The organism is Flavobacterium sp. SOK18b, from assembly GCF_014156605.1.
GTDB classification, from domain to species: Bacteria; Bacteroidota; Bacteroidia; order Flavobacteriales; family Flavobacteriaceae; genus Flavobacterium; species Flavobacterium tiangeerense.
The window spans coordinates 1-22,313 of the sequence record NZ_QKNZ01000058.1; the positions used below are offsets into that span (position 1 = coordinate 1).

General features: G+C 34.1%; 18 protein-coding genes. 10 read left to right on the forward strand and 8 right to left on the reverse strand.

The window, feature by feature from the left end:
* Positions 1-59 precede the first annotated feature (59 nt).
* Together DNC80_RS09560 and DNC80_RS09565 are read left to right on the forward strand one after the other, a co-directional pair.
* Entirely contained in the window at positions 60-1,565 is a 1,506-nt protein-coding gene (locus DNC80_RS09560; protein WP_182651015.1) for an aldehyde dehydrogenase family protein, read from the forward strand.
* Between the two features lie 82 nt (positions 1,566-1,647).
* Positions 1,648-2,022: a DUF779 domain-containing protein gene (locus tag DNC80_RS09565; protein ID WP_182651016.1), complete on the forward strand. Its 375-nt coding sequence runs from the start codon at positions 1,648-1,650 to the stop codon at positions 2,020-2,022.
* A 1-nt stretch (position 2,023) separates the two neighbouring features.
* Here DNC80_RS09565 and DNC80_RS09570 read toward each other — a convergent pair whose 3' ends face one another.
* The 6 genes from DNC80_RS09570 to recG all read right to left on the reverse strand — a co-directional run bounded on the left by DNC80_RS09570 (position 2,024) and on the right by recG (position 12,032).
* A complete protein-coding gene (locus tag DNC80_RS09570) occupies positions 2,024-2,947 on the reverse strand; it encodes an AraC family transcriptional regulator (protein ID WP_182651017.1) in 924 nt (307 codons plus the stop codon).
* 74 nt (positions 2,948-3,021) lie between these two features.
* Positions 3,022-3,885: a bestrophin family protein gene (locus DNC80_RS09575; RefSeq protein ID WP_086455144.1), complete on the reverse strand. Its 864-nt coding sequence runs from the start codon at positions 3,883-3,885 to the stop codon at positions 3,022-3,024.
* A gap of 17 nt (positions 3,886-3,902) precedes the next feature.
* Positions 3,903-5,216: a TolC family protein gene (locus DNC80_RS09580; protein ID WP_182651018.1), complete on the reverse strand. Its 1,314-nt coding sequence runs from the start codon at positions 5,214-5,216 to the stop codon at positions 3,903-3,905.
* A 71-nt stretch (positions 5,217-5,287) separates the two neighbouring features.
* On the reverse strand, positions 5,288-8,383 hold the full coding sequence (locus tag DNC80_RS09585; protein ID WP_182651019.1) for an efflux RND transporter permease subunit: 3,096 nt from the start codon (positions 8,381-8,383) through the stop codon (positions 5,288-5,290).
* Positions 8,384-8,445: 62 nt separating this feature from the next.
* The gene (locus DNC80_RS09590; protein ID WP_182651020.1) at positions 8,446-9,504 is read right to left on the reverse strand and encodes an efflux RND transporter periplasmic adaptor subunit; all 1,059 of its coding nucleotides are present in this window, start codon (positions 9,502-9,504) and stop codon (positions 8,446-8,448) included.
* Positions 9,505-9,884: 380 nt separating this feature from the next.
* On the reverse strand, positions 9,885-12,032 hold the full coding sequence (gene recG, locus DNC80_RS09595; protein ID WP_182651021.1) for an ATP-dependent DNA helicase RecG: 2,148 nt from the start codon (positions 12,030-12,032) through the stop codon (positions 9,885-9,887).
* Positions 12,033-12,281: 249 nt separating this feature from the next.
* On the opposite strand from recG, the gene DNC80_RS09600 reads away from it, so the two are divergent.
* The 4 genes from DNC80_RS09600 to DNC80_RS09615 all read left to right on the forward strand — a co-directional run bounded on the left by DNC80_RS09600 (position 12,282) and on the right by DNC80_RS09615 (position 14,807).
* Entirely contained in the window at positions 12,282-12,845 is a 564-nt protein-coding gene (locus DNC80_RS09600) for a DUF1697 domain-containing protein (RefSeq protein WP_182651022.1), read from the forward strand.
* 111 nt (positions 12,846-12,956) lie between these two features.
* Entirely contained in the window at positions 12,957-13,382 is a 426-nt protein-coding gene (locus tag DNC80_RS09605) for a hypothetical protein (RefSeq protein WP_182651023.1), read from the forward strand.
* 209 nt (positions 13,383-13,591) lie between these two features.
* The gene (locus DNC80_RS09610; protein ID WP_182651024.1) at positions 13,592-14,125 is read left to right on the forward strand and encodes a GAF domain-containing protein; all 534 of its coding nucleotides are present in this window, start codon (positions 13,592-13,594) and stop codon (positions 14,123-14,125) included.
* Between the two features lie 55 nt (positions 14,126-14,180).
* A complete protein-coding gene (locus tag DNC80_RS09615) occupies positions 14,181-14,807 on the forward strand; it encodes an ATP-binding protein (RefSeq protein ID WP_182651025.1) in 627 nt (208 codons plus the stop codon).
* An 18-nt stretch (positions 14,808-14,825) separates the two neighbouring features.
* Here DNC80_RS09615 and DNC80_RS09620 read toward each other — a convergent pair whose 3' ends face one another.
* Positions 14,826-15,569, reverse strand: a complete 744-nt coding sequence (locus tag DNC80_RS09620) for a diphthine--ammonia ligase (protein ID WP_182651026.1) — start codon at positions 15,567-15,569, stop codon at positions 14,826-14,828.
* Positions 15,570-15,660: 91 nt separating this feature from the next.
* On the opposite strand from DNC80_RS09620, the gene DNC80_RS09625 reads away from it, so the two are divergent.
* Positions 15,661-17,727, forward strand: coding sequence for a M1 family metallopeptidase (locus tag DNC80_RS09625; protein WP_182651027.1), 2,067 nt, complete (start codon positions 15,661-15,663; stop codon positions 17,725-17,727).
* 23 nt (positions 17,728-17,750) lie between these two features.
* Here the strand turns inward: DNC80_RS09625 and DNC80_RS09630 are convergent, their stop codons facing one another.
* Positions 17,751-18,266 carry a hypothetical protein gene (locus DNC80_RS09630; protein WP_182651028.1) on the reverse strand — a complete coding sequence of 172 codons (516 nt, stop codon included), beginning with the start codon at positions 18,264-18,266 and terminating at the stop codon, positions 17,751-17,753.
* A 130-nt stretch (positions 18,267-18,396) separates the two neighbouring features.
* Between DNC80_RS09630 and DNC80_RS09635 the strand changes: the two genes are divergently transcribed.
* The 3 genes from DNC80_RS09635 to DNC80_RS09645 all read left to right on the forward strand — a co-directional run bounded on the left by DNC80_RS09635 (position 18,397) and on the right by DNC80_RS09645 (position 22,303).
* Complete coding sequence (locus DNC80_RS09635) at positions 18,397-19,164, forward strand: TSUP family transporter (RefSeq protein ID WP_144891016.1); 768 nt, start codon at positions 18,397-18,399, stop codon at positions 19,162-19,164.
* 116 nt (positions 19,165-19,280) lie between these two features.
* The gene (locus DNC80_RS09640; RefSeq protein ID WP_182651029.1) at positions 19,281-21,617 is read left to right on the forward strand and encodes an ATP-dependent helicase; all 2,337 of its coding nucleotides are present in this window, start codon (positions 19,281-19,283) and stop codon (positions 21,615-21,617) included.
* A 65-nt stretch (positions 21,618-21,682) separates the two neighbouring features.
* The gene (locus tag DNC80_RS09645) at positions 21,683-22,303 is read left to right on the forward strand and encodes an L-threonylcarbamoyladenylate synthase (protein ID WP_182651030.1); all 621 of its coding nucleotides are present in this window, start codon (positions 21,683-21,685) and stop codon (positions 22,301-22,303) included.
* Positions 22,304-22,313 lie beyond the last annotated feature (10 nt).

The following is a 22,313-nucleotide window of genomic DNA, read 5'->3' on the forward strand; positions in this document are numbered from 1 at the left end:
GTGCTATTTAGTTTCTTAATAGTTAAATATTTTTGGATAAACTAAAAACAAAATATAAAATGAGTACATTACTTCAAAGACCTGAATTTAAGGCTAAATATGATAATTATATTGGAGGGAAATTTATTGCTCCTGTAAATGGGAACTATTTTGATGTTGTTTCACCTGTAGATGGTAAAGTGTATACACAAGCAGCACACTCTAGTAAAGAAGATTTAGAACTTGCCGTAGATCATGCGTGTAATGCCTTTCAAACTTGGGGTAAAACATCGGTTACAGAACGAAGTAATTTATTGAATAAAATAGGACAAGTTATTGAGGACAATCTTGAATATCTTGCTATTGTTGAAACTATTGACAACGGAAAAGCCATTCGTGAAACTATGGCAGCAGATTTACCTCTTGCTGTAGATCATTTTCGTTACTTTGCAAGTGTAATTAGAGCTGAAGAAAGCACTATTACAGAGCTTGATTCTCAAACGGTTTCTATTGCATTAAGTGAACCTCTAGGAGTTATTGCACAAATTATCCCATGGAATTTCCCTATTCTTATGGCTGTTTGGAAACTCGCTCCTGCACTTGCCGCAGGAAATACTGTAGTTTTGAAACCAGCCGAAAGTACGCCAATTTCAATACTAATCCTTATGGAACTTATTGGTAATTTATTACCAGCTGGAGTTGTAAATATTGTAAACGGTTTTGGATCTGAATTGGGTCGTGCCTTGGTAACCAATAAAAAAGTATCAAAAGCAGCATTTACAGGGTCAACGCCTACGGGAAGATTAGTCATGCAATACGCTACAGAAAATATTATACCGGTTACATTAGAACTAGGAGGTAAGTCTCCTAATATTTTTATGAAATCTGTTGCTGACGCAGATGATGATTTCTTTGACAAAGCTGTTGAAGGTGCCGTAATGTTTGCATTAAATCAAGGTGAAATATGTACTTGTCCATCCAGATTATTGGTACATGAAGATATTTACGATCAATTTATTGCAAGAGTTATTGAGCGAACCAATGCTATAAAATTAGGTAACCCTCTTGATACAAACACCATGATGGGCGCACAAACTTCATTAGTTCAACAAGAGAAAATTATGGCTTACATTAGACTAGGTATTGAGGAAGGTGCCGTACTATTAGCAGGTGGCGAGGCAAATGAAATGGGTGATGATTTATCTGAGGGGTATTATATCAAGCCTACTTTATTTAAAGGACACAATAAAATGCGCATCTTTCAGGAAGAAATTTTTGGACCTGTACTTGCAATTACCACATTTAAGACTACCGAGGAGGCTATTGCCATCGCAAATGATACCATGTATGGTCTAGGTGCTGGTTTATGGACTCGCGATGCGCATGAAATTTATCAGGTTCCAAGGGCAATTCAAGCAGGTAGAGTTTGGATTAACCAATACCATTCTTATCCAGCTGGTGCGCCTTTTGGAGGTTACAAACAATCTGGAATTGGTAGAGAAAACCACAAAATGATGTTAGGTCACTACCGTCAAACTAAAAATATGCTTATTTCTTATGATAAAAAGAAGTTGGGTTTCTTTTAATAATTTAAATTTTTAATAAACCTCATTTCATTAACAAACCTGGCAGTTCTCTCTGTCAGGTTTTTAAATTAATATATTAAAGATGCAAAAAAGAATAGATGCCACAGAAAAAGCAATTGAATTAATTAAAATTTTAAAAGAAAAACACGGTGATTTGATGTTTTATCAAGCAGGAGGATGTTGCGAGGGTACACAGCCACAGTGTTTTGAAAAAGGAGGTTTTTATCAAAGAATGGGGGATGTGTGCATTGGTACGATTGAAAATACAGAATTTTGGGTGGATAAAGATTTATTCGAATATTGGAAACATGCCCACTTTACTTTAGATGTTATTGATGCTTTTGGTGTAGGCGGTTTTTCTTTAGAAACTCCGATGAAAAAAACATTTAATATTATTTACCGACTCTTTACACCTGAGGAAACTACTTCTTTAGAACCTGTATTTTATATCGAATGAATTAATTAACATACAACAATTGGTATTGTTTTGGGGTAATGCCTTCATGTTTTTTAAAAAGTCTTATGAAATAATTACAGTCTTCGAAACCGGAGAGATAACATATTTCGTTGATTTGCATACTCGGGTTTTTTAAAAGTTGTTTGGCACATTTTATCTTTTCGTTTATTATAAATTCAACGGGTGTCATGCCTAATTCTCTTTTGAAAAAACGATAAAAAGACGTTGTACTCATACACGCTTTTTCGCTAAGTAGTTTCATGCTAAATTTTTCCTTTAAATTTTGTCTTATAAATTCAATAACAGGATTCATAGGATTATTAGTTTGTGAAAGTGAGCCTTCACTTACTGCTTTTGCTGTTTGAGTTTGTATAATCCTAATTAATAATTCTTGCAAAGTTAGGTCGGCAAGTGCATCTTTGGTTATAGAGACACTCATACATTCTTTGATCAGTTTGTTGATTGTTGTGGCTAATTCAATATTGTTGTAAAAAAAATAATTTTGGTAATTCAATTGCCAGAATTGATTATCACCTTCTTTAGGATACCTTTCGTTTAAAAAATGTAAAGTATCTGTTATTTTTTTCGGGTCTATCGCCAAAGCTAAACACTGGGTAGGGTTGTTTTTTGATGCTTCAGGAAAATCAATTTTCATAGCCACATTTGATGGAATAACAACTGTTTCGCCTGGTAAATATACAAAACCAGGATCATCAAAAAGGTGCATTACTTTTTTACCTCTCAACATGCTAGTAACTACAAAATCATTAAATTGTAATGGTACTGAAGTTGATGTTTCATAGGTTTCAAAAATATTTAATTCACAGTGATTTAGAGAATAAACAGTTCTGTTTTCTACTAATGTTTTTAAAGATTTTTCACTTGTTAATAGTGGTGGTTGTATTAAAGCTCGATTTGTATTCATATCTTTAAATTTGTTAAAAAGCAGAATCTAAATTTACAAAATTAAATAGCTAGTAATTGAAACTTTAACACAATTTAAATAAGTTCCTCTATATGCTTCTTGATATTGGCTGCAATTTTTGGAGTGGGTAAATCATTCTCATCTGTACCAAAAGGATCCTCTATTTCCTCTGCTATTAATTCTAGACTAGCCAGTACATAAAAGATAAATATTACAACAGGTATAACGTAATACCCTAAACTAAAAGAGTATCCAAAAGGTAAAGTCATTACATAAAAGAATATGAATTTTTTCAAAAAAGCACTGTAAGAATAAGGAATAGGCGTATTTTTTATTCTCTCACAAGCGCCACATATTTCTGTAAATGATTTTACTTCATCGTTTAAAACAATCAATTGATCTCCAGAAATTACATTTGTTTTATAGAGCTCATTTATTTTTTGAAATAATAATTTAGCAACTTGATTCGGTTTGTGTTTTTCATGGTCTATTTCAAATATTGCATCATCAAACAATTCTTTACTAGTTTCTATATCCTTTAGATGCTCATCAAGAACAGTTGCGTACATGGGAATCCATTTTTTAAAGTATTCTAGATCCTCTTTATCAGTAAGCATTACCGAAAGTTTAATGGCAAAATTACGGCTATTATTCACGAGTGATCCCCATAATTTTCTTCCTTCCCACCATCTATCATAAGCTGTATTAGTCCTAAAAACAAGTAAAAGTGAAATTACAAAACCAAGCATACCGTGCATAATGGTGATGTTCTTTACATAACTGTTGTCACTAAGTTTAAAATATTCAACTTCTAGATATCCAACAAAGCCAGAATAGATACCAATAGCAATCATAACAGGAAACAGTGTCCTAAACGTATCTGCTTTGTGGAATTTAAAAATAAATGTAAACCAATCTTTGGTATTGTATGAAATCATAATACTACTTAAATTTTTTAGAACACTAAATTCCCAGCCAATTCTCTAAGCGCTATTTCTGAGAGTTTTCCTTGAAATTGAGCATTGTTATAACGTACTTTTGCATTCACATAATTGAGCTGTGCGGTTCTAAATTCTAGCGTTGTTATGGTTCCTATTCTAAATTTGTCAAGGGTAATGTTTAAATTTTGCTTGGCTATAGCCTCGTTGTTCTCCTCTAGTGTGATCAACTCTAAGTTAGTTAAATACGTTTGATATGTTGTTGCTAATTGGGAGTTGAGAATCAGATTTTGTTGATCAATATTCAATTTGGCATTCTCAACCAGTAATGAAGCTACTTTTTCGTTTCTTCTTTGATTGAATCCATCAAAAATATTTACTGATGCTGTAAAACCATAATTAAAACCTCGAGACTGTGCTTGAGCCACAAATCCTAAACTAGATTGACTTTCAGAAAAATTATAGGCACTATTCACTCGTATAGTAGGGTATCGTCCTGCTTTTACTTGTTTTAATTCTAATTCAGCAACTCTCTTATTGATTATTTGAGCTTCTAATTGCGGATTTTGCTTTTCTGCCAGTGCCTTTAGTTCAGCTAGTTGTAACAATTTATCAACATCTAATTTATCAATAACTGTAAAGTTTGTGGTAACATCTCTTGCAAGAAGTTGGTTCAAAGCAATTTTACCATTGGCATACAACTCTTTCTGACGTAACAAAGCTACTTGATCCGTGTTTAAATCTACTTGGGCATTCAAAACCTCAAGCTTTGATGCTTTACCAATTGTGAATCTGTTTTGAGCGAGTTGCAATCTTTGGTTTGAGATGACAATCGTAGTGTCTAATGCAGCAAGTTGTTTTTGTTGTTGCACTAAGTCATAGTAAGCAGCATTTACATCGCTAATTCTAGTAATGATGGCAAGTTTAAGTTGCGCTTCTCCCAGTTTTTGTAACTCTTTTAACTGATCTCTTCTCGCAAACATGCGCATCCCATCAAAAATAGTCCAATCTAATCCTACCCCGTAGGTTAGGTTGTTATTTTTAGCATTATCTAGTTCGTTTTTGGTTCCGTCTTGTCTGGTTTGTGAACTATTTTGTATGCTATTATTATCAACAACATTTGCTGACAGAGTTGGTAGCATGCCAGCATTTCCTAAACTTACATTTGTTTTTTGAATTAAGGAATTATTGGATGCAATTTTAATTTCATAATTGTTTTCTAATGCAATTTTTAATGCATTTTCAAGTGTGAGAACTTCTTGAGCCTCAACTTTTGGTATAAAAAATAACAGTAAAATAAAACTGTACAACAGTATTTTAGTATGTTTCATAGGTTTCTTATTTTGTTTAGATTTTTTTGTAAAATTTTATTTAATAATCTAAACAGCACTATTTTATAATTTTAATTGAAATTTTTCTCATACTCCTCAATATGATCAAATTCTGGATAATGTTTACGTGCTTTTGACCACATTAAGTAGAGTGCTGGAATTACAAATAGAGTAAGTACTAATGAAAAAATAGTTCCTCCTACAATAACTACTCCCATTCCTATTCTGCTCGTAGATGCCGCTCCTAGAGATAATGCAATAGGTAAAGCACCTAGAGAAATGGCTAAACTAGTCATTAATATCGGTCGTAATCTCGCTTCTGATGCTTCAAGAATTGCCTCTAGTTTTGGTTTTCCTTGTTCGCGTAACTGATTGGCAAACTCAACAATAAGTATTCCATTTTTGGTTACCAAACCAATAAGCATTACGGTTCCAATTTGACTAAAAATATTCCAAGTTTGATCAAATAACCATAATGAAAATAAAGCTCCCGCAACGGCCATTGGCACAGTCAAAATAATAATGAATGGATCAATAAAACTCTCAAATTGCGCTGCTAATATCAAGAATATCAATAATAATGCAAGTCCAAAAGCGAATGCAGTATTTGAACTACTTTCAACAAAATCCCGAGATTCTCCTCCCAAGTCAGTTGTAAAAGTATCGTCAAGCACTTTTGCTTTTATTTCGTTCATGGCATCAATACCGTCGCTAATACTTTTGCCCGGAGCAAGACCAGCTGAGACTGTTGCAGCCATATAACGGTTGTTGTGGTACAATTGCGGCGGATTGCTTTTTTCCTCAATGGTCACAACATTATCCATTTGGATTAATTGTCCCATATTATTTTTTACAAACATTGAGGTTAAGTCTAACGGTTTTGATCTGTCTTCTTGATCAAATTGTCCAATGACTTGATACTGTTTTCCGTTCCTCATAAAATATCCAAAACGTTGACCGCTCAAAGAAAGTTGCAGCGTTTGTGCAATATCGATTACTGATATACCCAAACTTTCTGCTTTTTCTCTATCTATGGTAACATTGACTTCGGGTTTATTGAATTTTAAGTTCACATCACTTACCGCAAACGTTGGATTCTTAGCTACTTCATCCATAAAAAGCGGAATCTTCTCTTCAAGTTTATTAAAGTTGGGAGCTTGTATGATATATTGAATTGGTAACCCACCACGTCTATTTACTGCAATGGTAGGCTGTTCTATCACAGATGTCTTTGCGTCAGGATATTGTTTCGTCCATTTGGTTAGTTTTTCAGCTATTTCCTTTTGTGTATTTGGTCTTTCATTGGGTTGAACCAAAGATACTCGTATGAAACCACTGTTTACAGATGAAGACCCAAAACCAGGAGAAGTGATTACTAGAGCCACTTTTTTGGCAGGAATAGAATCATCAACCAATTTAGAAATTTCTTGCATGAATCGGTCGGTGTATTCATATGAGGACCCTTCGGGAGTAGACATACGCAATACAAAACCAGAACGGTCGTCATAAGGTGCGGTTTCTTTTTGTAAAAGTGTAAAGAACATGTATATCAATCCGAAACAAGCAATCAAGATTGGGAAACTCAACCATTTTTTCTTCATGAAACTGGACAATGCACTTGCATAACCATTGTTAAGTCTTTCAAAATAAGGCTCTGTACGAATGTAGAATTTTGATTTTTTTTGTTCGCCACCTTTCATTAAATACGCATTCAACATTGGCGTAAGCGTTAAGGATACAAAAGCAGATATCAATACGGCAGCTCCTATGACTACTCCAAATTCCCGAAAGAGTCGGCCAACAAATCCTTCTAAAAAGATTACAGGAAGAAAAACCGCGGCTAATGTGATTGAGATTGAAATTACGGCAAAGAAGATCTCATTCGATCCCTTAATCGCAGCTTCGATAGGTGTCATACCTTCTTCTACTTTCTTGAAGATATTTTCGGTCACCACAATTCCATCATCAACTACAAGACCTGTAGCGAGAACGATAGCTAATAATGTCAATACATTTATGGAGAAACCAAAGAGCCACATAATAAAGAACGTAGCGATTAATGATACTGGAATATCAATTAAAGGTCTAAAAGCAATTGCCCAGTCTCTAAAGAATAAATAGATGATTAAAATTACCAATATAATTGAGATTCCTAACGTTTCAGCAACTTCAATAACTGATTTTTTTACAAATATGGTATTGTCTATGGCAATATTAAGCTTGATATCTTTTGGTAAATCTTTCTTTAATTTTTCGAATTCTTTATAAAATGCGGCCGAAATATCCAAATAATTAGCACCAGGGAGCGGTACAATCGCAATTCCTACAAGAGGAGTACCTGATTGAGTCATTTTGGTTTCGGTGTTTTCAGGGCCTATGCTTGCTGTCCCTACATCACTAAAACGCACTACTTTTTCTCCTTCAGTTCGAATAATTATATTGTTAAACTCCTCGGCAGTTGAAAGATTTCCAATTGTTTTTACAGTAAGTTCTGTATTGTTTCCGGTTAATTTTCCCGATGGTAATTCTACATTTTGTTTGTTCAATGCATCACGCACTTCAGCTACTGTGCAACCGTAAGCAGCAAGCTTTACGGGATCAATCCACAATCGCATGGCGTAACGTTTTTGACCCCAAATTTGAACGCCGCTTACACCAGGAATTGTTTCTAGACGTTGTGAGATAACGTTTTCAGCATAATCACTTAATTCTAAAGCATTCCGAGTATCGCTTTGTACCGTCATCGAAATAATAGCATCTCCGTTGGCATCAGCTTTTGAAACTACTGGAGGTGAATCAATATCTTGTGGTAAGTTACGCACCGCTTGTGATACTTTATCACGTACATCATTAGCCGCATCTTCAAGATTTTTATCTAAATTAAATTCTATGGTGATGTTGCTGCTTCCTTGTGCGCTAGATGAAGTTACATTTCTAATACCATCTATTGAATTTATCGCCTTTTCTAGTGGTTCAGTGATTTGTGATTCAATAATATCAGCATTGGCACCAGCATAACGGGTACTGATGGATACTTGTGCGGGATCTATAGAGGGAAATTCTCGTACTCCAAGAAAGGTATAACCAATCAACCCAAACAAAACAATGGCTACATTGATTACGATGGTAAATACAGGTCTTCTAATACTCGTGGTTGATAAACTCATTTAAGGATTGTAATTAAAGTTGCTAATTTAGATTTTGGTTTGCAAGATTCTAAAAGCTTTGTTTATTTGATTTTTACTTTTACTGGAGTTTCATCTTTTAAGGACATTACTCCACTTGTAATAACAGTATCACCTGCTTTTAATCCAGATAGTACAAGTAATGAAGAAGCAGTTCTAGTAGCAGTTTCAATCATAACTTCTTTGGCTTGACCGTTACTTGTAATAAATACTTTCTTTCCTTTTTGTACTGGGATTACTGCTTCGGTAGGAACTACAATGGCATCTTTTATAATATCTAGCGGCAATTCTACGTCAGCAAAAGTACCTGGTAATAAAATTCCGTTTTTATTATCTGCAATAGCACGAACTTGAAGTGTACGTGTAGCTACTTCAACCTCTGGTTCTATGGCGTATACTTTGGCACTAAATATTTCAGTAGATCCTGCAACCTTAAAACTCAGCGAAGTGTTATTTTTAACTTGAGTAGCATATTTTTCAGGAATAGAAAAAGTAATTTTCAATTTACCTGTATTAACCAGTTTTGCAACAAGAATAGCAGGAGTGATATACGTTCCTGGTGATATGGATCGTAATCCTATTTTACCAGAGAACGGTGCTCTTACGGCTGTTTTTGCTATTTGAGCTCTTATCAATTGACTTTGTGCTTGGGCTGATTTTAAATCGGCTCGAGCCAAATCATATTCTTCTTGACTGATGGCTTCTTTTTGCAATAATAATTTTGCTCTACGCTCATTTTCTGATGCTAAACCTTCGCGAGTAGTAGTTTGTCTTAGTTGTGCACGCAGTTCAATATCATTTACCTTGAATAAGATTTGACCTTTACTAACATTGCTTCCTTCTTGAAAATAAATTCCTTCTACAATTCCAGATACTTCGCTTCTAATCTCAACTTGCTCATTGGCTTCTATGGATCCAGATAAAGATAAATTGTTATCAAAAGTTTCTGGAGTGGCAACAATTCCAGTTACATTTATGGTTTTGCCTTTTCCTTTTGGGTCTTTTGAGTCGCCGCCTTCGCTTTTGTTTTCGCTAATACGGTATCCTATAAAACCAATAAATCCGATGAGTAACAAGGCGTAAACGAGGTATTTTATTTTCATAATTTGAGTTGTAAAGTAAGATTTAGTTGCAATAAAATAAGTTAAATTCAAAATTAGCCTTTATGATTGAATATTGACTTCATGTTAATTATTATTTAACGTTTGTACCTACAAGTATTAACAATAAAAACAAAAATGCCACTTCACAATAAAAATGCTAAAAAAACTTTGACATTAGAAAAGCCTAAAGGTTTAATCTCTGTTTGTAAAAAAATATTATTTTTTGATAAATTATAATAAAGGGTTTAGAAAATGAAGATTATTCTTAAAAAGAATCCTTAAAAGAAGATTGCAATTATGCATTGTGTAAAATAGATCAAAAAGGAAATAGTTCATTTTAGACTATTTCGAATCCTAGGCATATTAAAACCGAGTATAATTTAACTGATATAGTTCCAGATATTTTTCTTTTTTGTCATTTCTATAAAAACCGCGCGTAGTGCTGCATGTTCTGGTTTTTGCATGGGAGCATCATCCTTTAATAATTTGACAGCATAACTACGAGCGAGAGCCAAGGTATCTCTGTCTCGAACTAAATCAGCTATTTGAAGATTTAAAACGCCACTTTGTTGTGTTCCCATAATGTCGCCTGGTCCGCGAAGTTTAAGGTCTACTTCTGCAATTTCAAAACCATCGTTAGTTTGTACCATGGTTTCCATTCTGGTTTTACTATCGTTGCTTAATTTATGGCTTGTCATCAATATGCAATAACTTTGTTCAGCACCTCGACCAACACGTCCGCGTAATTGGTGTAGCTGTGATAACCCAAAACGTTCTGCACTTTCAATAATCATAACACTCGCATTGGGTACATTTACTCCAACTTCAATTACCGTAGTTGCAACCATAATGTTGGTTTTACCCTCAGCAAAACGCTTCATTTCGGCATCTTTATCTGCGGGTTTCATTTTTCCGTGAAGAATAGAAATGGCATACTGCGGTAAAGGAAAATCTCTCGAAATACTCTCGTAACCGTCCATTAAATCTTTGAAATCCATTTTTTCCGATTCTTGAATTAATGGGTACACAATATAAATTTGGCGGCCCAAAGCAATTTCATCCCGAATAAACTTCCATACTTTCAGTCGGTTGCTATCGTATCTATGAACCGTTTGTATGGGTTTACGCCCCGGGGGAAGTTCATCAATAACCGAAATATCAAGATCACCATAAAGACTCATGGCCAGTGTTCTAGGTATGGGAGTTGCAGTCATTACTAGAACGTGTGGAGGAACAATTTCCCCACCTTTTATTGGATCTGGATTTGATTTTTTCCACAATTTAGAGCGTTGTTCAACCCCAAAACGGTGTTGTTCATCAATAACTGCAAGACCTAGATTTTTAAATTTTACTTTATCCTCTAGTAAGGCATGTGTACCAATGAGTAGGTGCAAAGATCCATTTTCTAATTCTTCATGAATAATGCGGCGTTGAGCAATTTTTGTAGATCCTGTTAGTAATTTTATATTGATGTTTAATGATTGCGCTAGTTCTGATAATCCTATAAAATGTTGATTGGCTAGAATTTCGGTAGGGGCCATCAAGCAAGCCTGGTAGCCATTATCAAGTGCCAAAAGCATGCTCATAAAGGCTACAATGGTTTTCCCAGAGCCTACATCACCTTGTAACAAGCGATTCATTTGAGCTTGGCTACCCATATCCGATCGAATTTCTTTGACGACTCTTTTTTGAGCATTGGTCAATTGAAAAGGCAAATGATTTTGATAAAAGTCATTAAAATATTGGCCAACAGTAGTAAATGGGTGTCCTTTTATTTTGTGCTTTCGAACCAAGTTTTTAGTTATCAATTGCAACTGAATGAAGAATAGTTCTTCAAAAATGAGTCTGAATTTGGCTTTAGCCAATACATCCGTATTTTTTGGGAAGTGAATGTTGAATAAAGCAGCATTTTTTGGAATTAATTTTAATTCATCAATGATTTTTGCAGGCAAAGTTTCAGTAAACAAAGTGTGCGTTTCATGAAACAGTTGCTGCATGAGTTTGTTAACCACTCTGTTTGTGATGCCTCTGTTTGTCAAGGTTTCAGTTGATGGATATACGGGTTGCATGGCTGATCGTAAGCTCTTTTCATGCTCACTCAACAGTTCAATTTCTGGATGGGCCATGTTGAAATTACTACCAAAAGCAGTACATTTTCCAAAAATAACACACATTTCATTAATCTTTAGGCTTTCCCTAATCCATTTGTGACCCTGAAACCACACGAGCTCCATTTGGCCTGTATCATCAACAAAAGTAGCAACTAATCTTTTTTGATTCTTGCCAAATTCAACCGTTTTGATGTTTACAATTTTACCAATAATTTGAATTTCAGCAACAGAACCAGCACTTCTAGAATGTAGTTCATTGATTTTATAATACCGTGTGCGGTCAATATAACGGTTTGGAAAAAAATTGATTAAATCCTGATACTTATAGATTCCTAATTCTTTTCGAAGTAGTTCAGCCCTGTTGGGACCAACGCCTTTCAAAAATTCAATAGGGGTAAGTAAGAGGTTGTTTGACATTGAAACGTTATTAAATGAATCTATTTTAGTGGACAATTATACGAACTATAAAAAAAAAATATTGTTTTGATAATTTGTAAAATGCGAAGATAGTTTATTGAATGGAAATTTGGAAATGAGTTCTTTTGGAATTGGAGTAGCAATCATATATATTTGGTTCTAAAATTAAAGAGTTTTGTTTTTTAATGATTTTCTTAAAGTGGATGATCTAAATATAATTACTAAAAACTCTTGAAAAGCACTTTAAACATGACAACTCATCTCGCATTGCTTCGTGGCATCAACGTATCTGGTCACAGTATGATTAAAATGGAAGCGCTAAAATCAGCTTTAGAAGCTATAGGTTTCCATAATGTACAAACATACATTCAATCTGGAAATGTTTTTGTGGATACGGATGAGCAAAGTGGCGCCGCGGTAGGATTCAAAATAAAACAAGAAATTTTTAAAGTTTTTGGGCATGAAGTTCCTGTTGTAGTTGTTACGCAAGGAGATTTAGAAAGATGTTTTCAGGAAAATCCCTATTTGAAAGAGAAAGAAATTGATACTAAAAAGTTGTACGTTGCATTTTTGTCCACAACTTTGCAGGGAAATAGTATGAATGATCTTAAAATTAGTCAGTTTAAGCCAGATGAAGCCAGTATTGACGGAAATAAAATTTTTATAAAATACGCTGTAGGAGCGGGCAAAACGAGGTTAGATCAAAAATATATTGAAAAAAAATTAAATGTTATTGCAACAATTCGAAATTGGAACACCGTTACAAATTTGTTACAAATTTATAAGGAGCGAATGGGAAATGACTTGCTATAAGCTAAAAATTATCTTTTAGTAGTTCATCAAATTTCGTTTTTTAAAGTACCTAAAAAAGAAGCAACCTAATTGCGAATTTTGTATCTTTAAATAACTTTTAAATTGAAATCCATGAAAAAAATAATAGCATTTGTAATTCTGAGTATTTCATTTCATTCTTGTATTAAAGAGCAAGAAGGCAATGGTTCTAAAGAAGATATTTATGGGAAATGGAACTTGGTTTCCATGTCTGGATCAAGACCGAATTCTGCTACAACTGGTGAAGCAATGTCTTGGCAAGAATCGTATACGTTTGACAAGGACAGTACTTTTACTAAAACTCGGGTAGATAACGCAAAAAGCACAACAGTATCAGGTACATTTTCTTTTAAAAAAGAAACTGATGGAGAATACTTAATTCTTACTCATGCAAAGAAAACGGAACTCATAGGCAGTTGCATGGGAAATTTGCAAGAGATTTTCTATTTTTCAGATAAAAATACTCTTTCAAGTACTTGGAAAAACTGTGATGGACCTGGTTTAGAATACAAGAAGTAATTTTACTAAATGTTATTTTTTGTGTTTTAATTGTTCAATGGAGTTTCTAAACTACTAAATTTTTTATAATTTTTTTCCATTGTAAATTCTTTAAAAATGGAATAGTTTACCTTTGAAGTATACTAAAACAGGTAAATATTCTTTGAAATAATTTACTTACTATTTACTTAGAATACTTAAATGTTTTGGTTTAACCTCAAAAACGAACCATGATAAAGACAGATGCATACAAACATGAATACGAGCGTTTACAAGCACTTGAATCGTATTCAATTTTAGATACTTTGCAGGAAGAGGAATATGATAATTTAACGTTTTTGGCTTCGCAAATTTGTGGTACACCTGTAGCTTTACTTGGTTTTGTTGATGAAACAAGACATTGGTTTAAATCAGCTGTAGGAATTAATAATCTAACTCAAAATCCTAGAGAATATTCTTTTTGCACACATGCAATTCAAGAACCTAATACTGTTTTCATTATTCCAGATGCTCGCTTGGACAGCCGCTTTCTTAATAATCCCTTGGTTACGGGAGATATGAAAGTTGTTTTTTATGCAGGCGTTTCTCTGGTAAATGATGAAGGTTTTCCATTAGGGACTATTTGTGTAATTGATCATAAACCTAATTCTTTGTCGCCAGCACAAATTAAATCGTTAGAAGCCTTGTCTCAACAGACAATGAAACTACTAGAATTAAGAGTTAATAAAATTAAATTAGAAGGAGCGGCACTCACTAGAAAATAAGAATATTGAGTTAGAACAATTTGCATATACGGCAGCCCATGATTTAAAATCTCCATTGGCTAATATATCGGGTCTTACAGATTTTTTAATCGAAAATTACAATGACAATATTGATGAAGAAGGCATCGAAATCATTCAATTGATTAAAAGTTCCTCTTTAAAATTAAGAGAAATGATAGAGAGTTTGTTGCTGTATAGTAAATCAAACAAATTGTCCCATGAAAACTACACCAAAGTATCCATTTCTAAACTAGAGAAGGAACTTGTTGATCTCTTTTCTTTTAATTATAATTGCAGTATTGTAATACAATCGGAGTTGCAATTTGTAGAAACTAATAAAACAGCATTTGAGCAAATTTTAATCAATTTAATTTCAAATGCTATTAAATACAGTGATAAAGAACAAACAAATATAAATATCTTCATTTCTGAAGAGGTTGATTATTATAAAATTACCGTATCAGATAATGGTGCTGGTATTGAAAAGGAACATCAAGAAGTAATTTTCGAAATCTTTGAAGTCGCTATAGATAAAGATCGTTTTGGAGAAAAAGGTCACGGAATAGGATTGGCTACGGTTAAAAAAATAATCGACAATATGGGAGGACATATTACAGTAAATTCGGAGATAGGACTTGGTACTACGTTTGATTTTACTTTGGCGAAAGCCAAAAAAAAGTAATATTTTAAGGTTACATTTTTAAAGGCTTACCGGAATTAAATCGCAATACCAAAACCCAAAGTCATACACGCTTTCATCACTAGTATCACAAGCTGTATTAGAGGACTCGTTTGTTGCTGGTTTTTCATATTTTCTATAGACAATTTCTCCTTTTTCGAATAGTATAGGTGTAGAGAATATTGGTCCATCATAGGTAAAAGTATGAAACTCTCCGTTTTCTCCACAAACATCTACATCGCTTGGCAAATCATCCAAAAAATCTTGATCTATAGTTCTTCCTACAAAACTTTTGTCTAAAAACCGTTCGTTTACACAAACAACAATGGTTTTAAATCCCAATGAAATGAACTCCTGAATTAAGTCTTGAGTTGGCGTTTTCCATAGCGGAAACAAACCTTTTATTTCAACTTCGGCAAGTTTATCTTCACGGTATTTGCGTAAATCTTCTAAAAATATATCCCCAAAAATAGAATGTGTAATGCCTTGTACTTTGCAATTTTTTAGGGTTTCTTTCATGATGTTATCATAAATTTCCATGGTAGGCATTTCTGGAATTTGCATGATTTCAAGCGGTAATCCAATGCTTTTAGCCTGAAGTTCTAGTAAATCTACACGCACTCCATGCATGGATACGCGCTGGTATAACTGGTTTACACTTGTAAGTAGTGTTATGATTTCAAGAGTAGGGTCTTGTAGGGTCTTGTATAATGCTAGTGCAGAGTCTTTGCCGCTGCTCCAGTTAAAAAGGGCTTTGTTTTTCATACGATTTAGTAATACAAAAGTTTTGACGAAATATAAACGAATTTCATACAGAAAACCTTTGTAACTTTGAATTTTAAAGGGTTATTAAGCAATGAAAAAAGTTCTATTTTTATTATTTTCAACAGTTGCCATGGCACAGCAATCAAATCACGTTGATTTTATAACTGCTTTGGGCAAAGTTACAATAAATGATACTTCAAAAATTGTAGAGGGTACAGTAGAATTTGAATTTAAAGTGTTAAATTCAATTGACACCATAAAAATTGACGCTCAAAATATGGAGTTTTTTAATGTGAAACTAAATGATAAACCGGTTCCATTTATAAATACTCGTAAAGAAATGCAAATTGTTTTTCCGTTTGTTAAAGGAAATAACAACTTGACTTTTGATTATCAGGCAAAACCCAAACAAGCCATGTATTTCATAGGTTCACAAGCTACAGATGATTTACAGATATGGACTCAAGGGCAAGGTAAGTATACTAGTAATTGGTTTCCAAGTTTTGATGATGTAAATGAAAAAGTAGTGTTTAATTTGGATATTATTTTTGATAAAAGATATGAAGTTTTGTCGAATGGGGTCTTAACAAAACAATCCAATCAAGGCGAAACAAAAAAATGGGAATATCGGATGGAAAAGCCCATGAGTTCCTATTTGTTGATGTTAGCCATTGGGAAATTTAGAAAACAAACGCAGCGGTCAAAATCTGGTGTTCCTTTAGAACTGTACCTAGAAGAAAAAGACAGTTCCTTGCAAACAACAACTTATAAGCATACCCAAAAAATATTTGATTTTTTAGAAAAAGAAATAGGTTTTCCCTATCCGTGGCATGTTTATAGACAAGCGCCAGTTAAAGATTTTCTTTATGCTGGAATGGAGAACACAAGTGCAACTCTTTTTAATACGCGCTATGTTGTGGATGCTATAGGGTTTACAGACCGCAGATACCTGAATGTAAATGCGCATGAGTTAGCGCACCAATGGTTTGGTAACTTGATTACAGCAGAAACAGGTACGCATCATTGGTTGCAAGAGGGATTTGCAACCTATTACGCCTTACTAGCGGAACGTCATATTTATGGGGAAGATCATTTTTATCATGCCTTGTATGAAACAGCGCAGCAATTAAAATTTGCATCCAGAACTGATACAATTCCGGTTTTAAATCCAAAGGCAAGTTCGCTCACTTTTTACCAAAAAGGAGCTTGGGCGCTCTTTGTAGTGCATGAAACTTTAGGAGATAAAGATTTCAAGAAAGTGATTAAAAACTATCTCCAAAAGAACGCATTTCAAAACGTAAATACACAAGATTTTTTTGATGAGATTACAAAGGTTTCAAAATTTGATACTGAAAATTTTAGTAAAGTATGGCTAGAAACCACAGCATTTAATACATTAGAGGCAAACGAATTACTGCTGAAAAATAAATCAATTCAGGAGCTTTTTGAAGTGAACAAACTGAAAAATACACCGTTTCAAGAAAAGAGACAGTACTTAGAAAAAGTAATGCAATCAGATGTTTATTTTAAAGTCAAAGAAGCAGTTTTAAGTCAAATTCAAAATGAAAGCTGGAGCGATAAAATTAAACTCTATGAAATGGCTTTAAGGTCTAATAATACATCTTTACGACAATTGCTGGCTGTTGTGGTCTCTACCATTCCAGAAAATTTTAGATTGCAGTATGAAACCTTGCTTTTAGATGCCTCTTATGAAACCCAAGAAATTGCATTGACGACTTTATGGAATAATTTCCCGAATCATCGAACACGTTATTTGGATGTATCCAAAAACTGGATTGGTTTTAAAGATTTAAACCTTCGAATTGTATGGCTTTCACTTGCGCTGGCAACACCAAACTATGATTCGGATCAAGATAATTTACAAAAAGAATTGATATCCTACGCGTCTCCAATTTACGAAGCAAGTATGAGGCAAAATGCATTAGAGCAGCTTTTACTGAATCAAATTTTGAGTGATGAAGTGTTACGAAGTCTAGTAAATGCAACTACTCATCATGCTTGGCAGTTTTCTAAATTTGGTCGAGATACAATTCGAAAATTGATAAAAAATTCAGAAATAAGAACTGTTTATCAAACCTTGCAACCTACGCTGCTGGAACAAGAAAGGTTACAATTGCAACGGTTATTAAATGAATAGTTTATGAAGTTGAAATTAGTTGGTTACCACAACTCACTCACTTCGTTTTTTAGGTAAGCCAGCGCAGCGTTACTAGGAGATTGTTTGTCTAGTAAATCATTTAAGATTTTTTCTCGCATGGCGTCAGCATTTACAATATCTTCGGTTCTACTGACTTTGCGAATCATTTGAATCGTACTGTTCTTTGCAGTCAAAATAATAGTCCAAGAAGCATCTGACAAATACAACTGTTGTGTTAAATTATGTTCAAATTCTTGTTCAATTTGTGAAATAATCAAGTTTTCATAATCCCCTTTCTCTTGAGAAATTGGAGCTATTCGAATTAATAATTTCGTAGGATTGATACGCTCCAAGAATAACACCATACGCTCGTATGCTTGTAATCGCTGGGGTAAAGCTAATTTTTGATTTTCTTTTTGAATCAACCATCTTCGGGTATTTTGTTGATCTTTGAAGTAAGATATGAAAATAGAATAAGCAACTCCGCCAGTAATCAATGAGGGTAAAGTATAAGCCAGTATTTCAAGAATCTTTGTCATGTTTCTATTTTCTAATTTTTTGCAACAAAAATATACTTTTTTAGTAATAAATCAACTTCTATTTAAACGAATAACTGCAAATGGAATCTTATGTTTGCATACAATATTTAGAAAGTAATAGGACTATACAATGGATTCATATGTTTTACCATTATTATGTTTAGCAGCATTTGCGGCCGGTTTTATTGACGCAGTAGTAGGAGGAGGTGGCCTTATCCAAACTCCGATGGGACTTATTTTATTGCCAAGTTTACCCGTTTCAACGGTTATTGGTACCCTAAAAGTTCCAGCTTTTAGCGGAACATCTTTTGCGGCCTATCAATATTTAAAAAAAGTAACTTTAAACTGGAAGTTACTGGCCATAATGATGCTTTTAGCATTTCCCTCGGCTTTTTTAGGGTCTACCTTGCTCACGTATGTAAGCAATGATTTTATGAAACCAGTGCTTTTAGTTGTTTTGTCATTGTTAGTGGTGTATACTTTTGCAAAAAAGAACTTTGGGCAACACATAGAAAAAAATCAATCTACTAGAACCCAAATAGCGAATGCTGTGGGAATAAGTTTTGTGATAGGGATGTATGATGGTTTTATTGGGCCTGGAACAGGAAGTTTTTTGGTAGTTGCCTTTATTGTTATCATGGGTTTTGATTTTTTGCATGCTTCCGCCAATGCTAAAATGGTCAATTTAGCAACAAACTTTGGATCTATATGTTTGTTTATTTATAAAGGAAAAATTATTTGGGCTATAGCTTTGCCCATGGCAGCCTGCAATGCTTTAGGAGGCTGGCTTGGTGCAAAAGTTGCTATAAACAAGGGGAATTCCTTTATTAGGATCTTCTTTTTGATTGTAGTGATAGGTACTTTATTACGCTTTGCTTACGATGTTTTTTGGAAATAAAAAGCAAGTAATTCAAAGGATTTAGATACAAATTTACAAATGCAAATGTTGTCTTATTTACGTCTAAAACTTCGTTCAAATTCGTTATTTTTGCTTTATAAAATATACAACTATCCATGCATAAATATATAGATCAACTTAATGAAGCCCAACGCGAACCTGTTTTACAAAAAGATGGGCCAATGATCATTATTGCTGGTGCAGGCTCAGGAAAAACTAGGGTGTTGACCATAAGAATTGCTTACCTCATGCATCAAGGGGTTGATGCATTTAGCATACTTTCACTTACGTTTACCAATAAAGCGGCTCGTGAGATGAAAAAAAGAATCTCAGACATAGTAGGAGCTGGCGAGGCCAAAAACTTATGGATGGGTACTTTTCACTCGGTTTTTGCCCGAATTTTACGGTCAGAGGCTGAACATTTAGGATATCCATCTAACTTTACTATTTACGATTCGCAGGATTCTCTAAGAGCTATTTCGGGAATTATTAAAGAAATGCAACTGGATAGGGATGTGTACAAACCCAAACAAGTTTTAGGGCGTATTTCTAATTTCAAGAATAGTTTGATAACCGTAAAAGCCTACTTTAACAATCCTGAATTACAAGAAGCCGATGCTATGTCTAAAAAACCTAGGATGGGCGAAATTTATCAAAATTATGTTGAGCGTTGCTTTAAAGCAGGTGCTATGGATTTTGATGATTTGTTATTAAAAACGAATGAATTACTTACACGTTTCCCAGAAATTTTAGCCAAATATCAAAACCGTTTTAGATACATTCTTGTTGATGAGTACCAAGATACCAATCACTCTCAATATTTAATTGTAAGAGCTTTATCTGATAAATTTCAAAATATTTGCGTTGTGGGAGATGATGCTCAAAGTATTTATGCTTTTCGAGGTGCAAACATCAATAACATTCTTAATTTCCAAAAAGATTATGAAGGTGTAAAAACCTTTAGATTAGAGCAAAATTACCGTTCCACAAAAAATATTGTTGAAGCTGCGAATACCATAATCGATAAAAATAAGGTTAAGCTAGATAAGATAGTTTGGACCGCAAATGATTTTGGTCCCAAAATTAAAGTTCATAGAAGCTTAACAGATAATGAAGAAGGGCGCTTTGTGGCAAGTACTATTTGGGAGCAAAAAATGCAGCAACAACTTTCTAATGGGGCATTTGCTATTTTATACCGCACCAATGCACAATCCCGTGCTATGGAAGATGCTTTGAGAAAAAGAGACATTCCTTATCGTATTTACGGTGGTTTATCTTTTTACCAAAGGAAAGAGGTAAAAGATGTTTTGTGCTATCTGAGACTAGTTATTAATCCTAAGGACGAAGAAGCCTTGATGCGTGTGATTAATTATCCAGCAAGAGGAATAGGAAATACAACTATTGAAAAACTCACCATTGCGGCAAATCATTATAAGCGTTCTATTTTTGAGGTAATGCAAAATATTGAACGAATTGATTTAAAATTAAACTCGGGAACCAAACAGAAACTATTGGATTTTGTAATCATGGTTCAGAGTTTTCAGGCCATTAATGAAAATCAGGATGCCTTTTATCTTGCCGAACATGTAGCCAAGAAAACAGGTTTAATTCAAGAACTTAAGAAAGATGCTACTCCTGAGGGAATGGCTAAGATTCAAAATATTGAAGAATTGTTAAACGGTATCAAGGACTTTACCGAAGGCCAAGTTGAGGTTGATGGCGCCAGAGGATCTCTAGCGGAGTTCATGGAAGATGTGGCCTTGGCAACAGATTTGGACAAAGATACCAGTGACGAAGACCGTGTGGCACTTATGACAATTCACTTGGCAAAAGGATTAGAATTTCCTCATGTTTTTGTGGTGGGAATGGAAGAAGATTTGTTTCCAAGTGCCATGAGTATGAGTACCCGAAGCGAACTTGAAGAAGAACGTCGTTTGTTTTACGTAGCGCTCACTAGGGCTGAGCATCAAGCGTATTTAACCTACTCTCAATCTAGATACCGCTGGGGTAAATTAACAGATAGTGAACCGTCTCGATTTATTGAAGAAATTGACAGTCAATATCTGGAATACATGACACCTCCAGAAAATAATTATAGGTACAAACCCATGATTGATAGTGATATCTTTGGGGATATTGATAAATCTAAATTACGTCTTGCAAAGCCAGCCAATGGAGTTCCACCCGTAAAAAACTATAGTGAACCAGAACGTAATCAGGAGATTACAATTCGAAAATTAAAACCTTTAAATAGTAACGCGCCCTCAACTAATACAGGAATGCTTGATTCGGGTCTCATGGCTGGTAAAATAGTGATGCACGAACGTTTTGGTAAAGGCGAGGTTTTAAATTTAGAAGGAGTAGGAGCTGATAAAAAAGCCGAAATTAAATTTGAAGTTGGGGGTATAAAAAAATTACTTTTACGATTTGCCAAACTGAATATCATCGAATAAGATTTTAAATTAATCCTTCAAAGGGTATTAGAAATTCCTAATTAAAGCAATTTAACATATAAAAAATGGCTCAATTTATTAAAATTTACGAAAATAATCCAAACGAAGCTGCAATAGCAAAAGTGGTAAAAACACTTCGTGATGGAGGGCTAGTTATTTATCCTACAGATACAGTGTATGGTTTGGGTTGTGATATAACAAATACCAAGGCTCTTGAGCGCATTGCAAAAATCAAAGGAATCAAACTTGACAAAGCAAACTTCTCTTTTATTTGTCATGATTTAAGCAACTTGTCCGATTATGTGAAGCAGATAGATACACCCACATTCAAAATTTTAAAGAGAGCACTTCCTGGACCGTATACTTTTATTTTGCCCGGTAATAATAATTTACCAAAAGAGTTTAAAAAGAAAACTACAGTAGGGATCAGGGTTCCAAACAACACTATAGTTCTTGAAATAGTAAAACAACTAGGGAATCCCATAGTTTCTACCTCAATAAGGGATGAAGATGATGTAATTGAATATACAACTGATCCTGAATTAATATTTGAGAAATGGCAAAACCTTGTAGACCTTGTCATTGATGGTGGTTATGGAGATAATATAGGATCCAGTATTATAGATTTATCTGGAGATGAACCTATTGTGATTAGAGAAGGAAAAGGTGATTTGAGTATCATATAATTTTTTATGA

Excerpts from the sequence above, each read along its gene's own strand:
- DNC80_RS09560 (WP_182651015.1), top strand. The coding sequence starts at position 60 with ATGAGTACATTACTTCAAAGACCTGAATTTAAGGCTAAATATGATAAT.
- DNC80_RS09565 (WP_182651016.1), top strand. The coding sequence starts at position 1,648 with ATGCAAAAAAGAATAGATGCCACAGAAAAAGCAATTGAATTAATTAAA.
- DNC80_RS09570 (WP_182651017.1), bottom strand. The coding sequence starts at position 2,947 with ATGAATACAAATCGAGCTTTAATACAACCACCACTATTAACAAGTGAA.
- DNC80_RS09575 (WP_086455144.1), bottom strand. The coding sequence starts at position 3,885 with ATGATTTCATACAATACCAAAGATTGGTTTACATTTATTTTTAAATTC.
- DNC80_RS09580 (WP_182651018.1), bottom strand. The coding sequence starts at position 5,216 with ATGAAACATACTAAAATACTGTTGTACAGTTTTATTTTACTGTTATTT.
- DNC80_RS09585 (WP_182651019.1), bottom strand. The coding sequence starts at position 8,383 with ATGAGTTTATCAACCACGAGTATTAGAAGACCTGTATTTACCATCGTA.
- DNC80_RS09590 (WP_182651020.1), bottom strand. The coding sequence starts at position 9,504 with ATGAAAATAAAATACCTCGTTTACGCCTTGTTACTCATCGGATTTATT.
- recG (WP_182651021.1), bottom strand. The coding sequence starts at position 12,032 with ATGTCAAACAACCTCTTACTTACCCCTATTGAATTTTTGAAAGGCGTT.
- DNC80_RS09600 (WP_182651022.1), top strand. The coding sequence starts at position 12,282 with ATGACAACTCATCTCGCATTGCTTCGTGGCATCAACGTATCTGGTCAC.
- DNC80_RS09605 (WP_182651023.1), top strand. The coding sequence starts at position 12,957 with ATGAAAAAAATAATAGCATTTGTAATTCTGAGTATTTCATTTCATTCT.
- DNC80_RS09610 (WP_182651024.1), top strand. The coding sequence starts at position 13,592 with ATGATAAAGACAGATGCATACAAACATGAATACGAGCGTTTACAAGCA.
- DNC80_RS09620 (WP_182651026.1), bottom strand. The coding sequence starts at position 15,569 with ATGAAAAACAAAGCCCTTTTTAACTGGAGCAGCGGCAAAGACTCTGCA.
- DNC80_RS09625 (WP_182651027.1), top strand. The coding sequence starts at position 15,661 with ATGAAAAAAGTTCTATTTTTATTATTTTCAACAGTTGCCATGGCACAG.
- DNC80_RS09630 (WP_182651028.1), bottom strand. The coding sequence starts at position 18,266 with ATGACAAAGATTCTTGAAATACTGGCTTATACTTTACCCTCATTGATT.
- DNC80_RS09635 (WP_144891016.1), top strand. The coding sequence starts at position 18,397 with ATGGATTCATATGTTTTACCATTATTATGTTTAGCAGCATTTGCGGCC.
- DNC80_RS09640 (WP_182651029.1), top strand. The coding sequence starts at position 19,281 with ATGCATAAATATATAGATCAACTTAATGAAGCCCAACGCGAACCTGTT.
- DNC80_RS09645 (WP_182651030.1), top strand. The coding sequence starts at position 21,683 with ATGGCTCAATTTATTAAAATTTACGAAAATAATCCAAACGAAGCTGCA.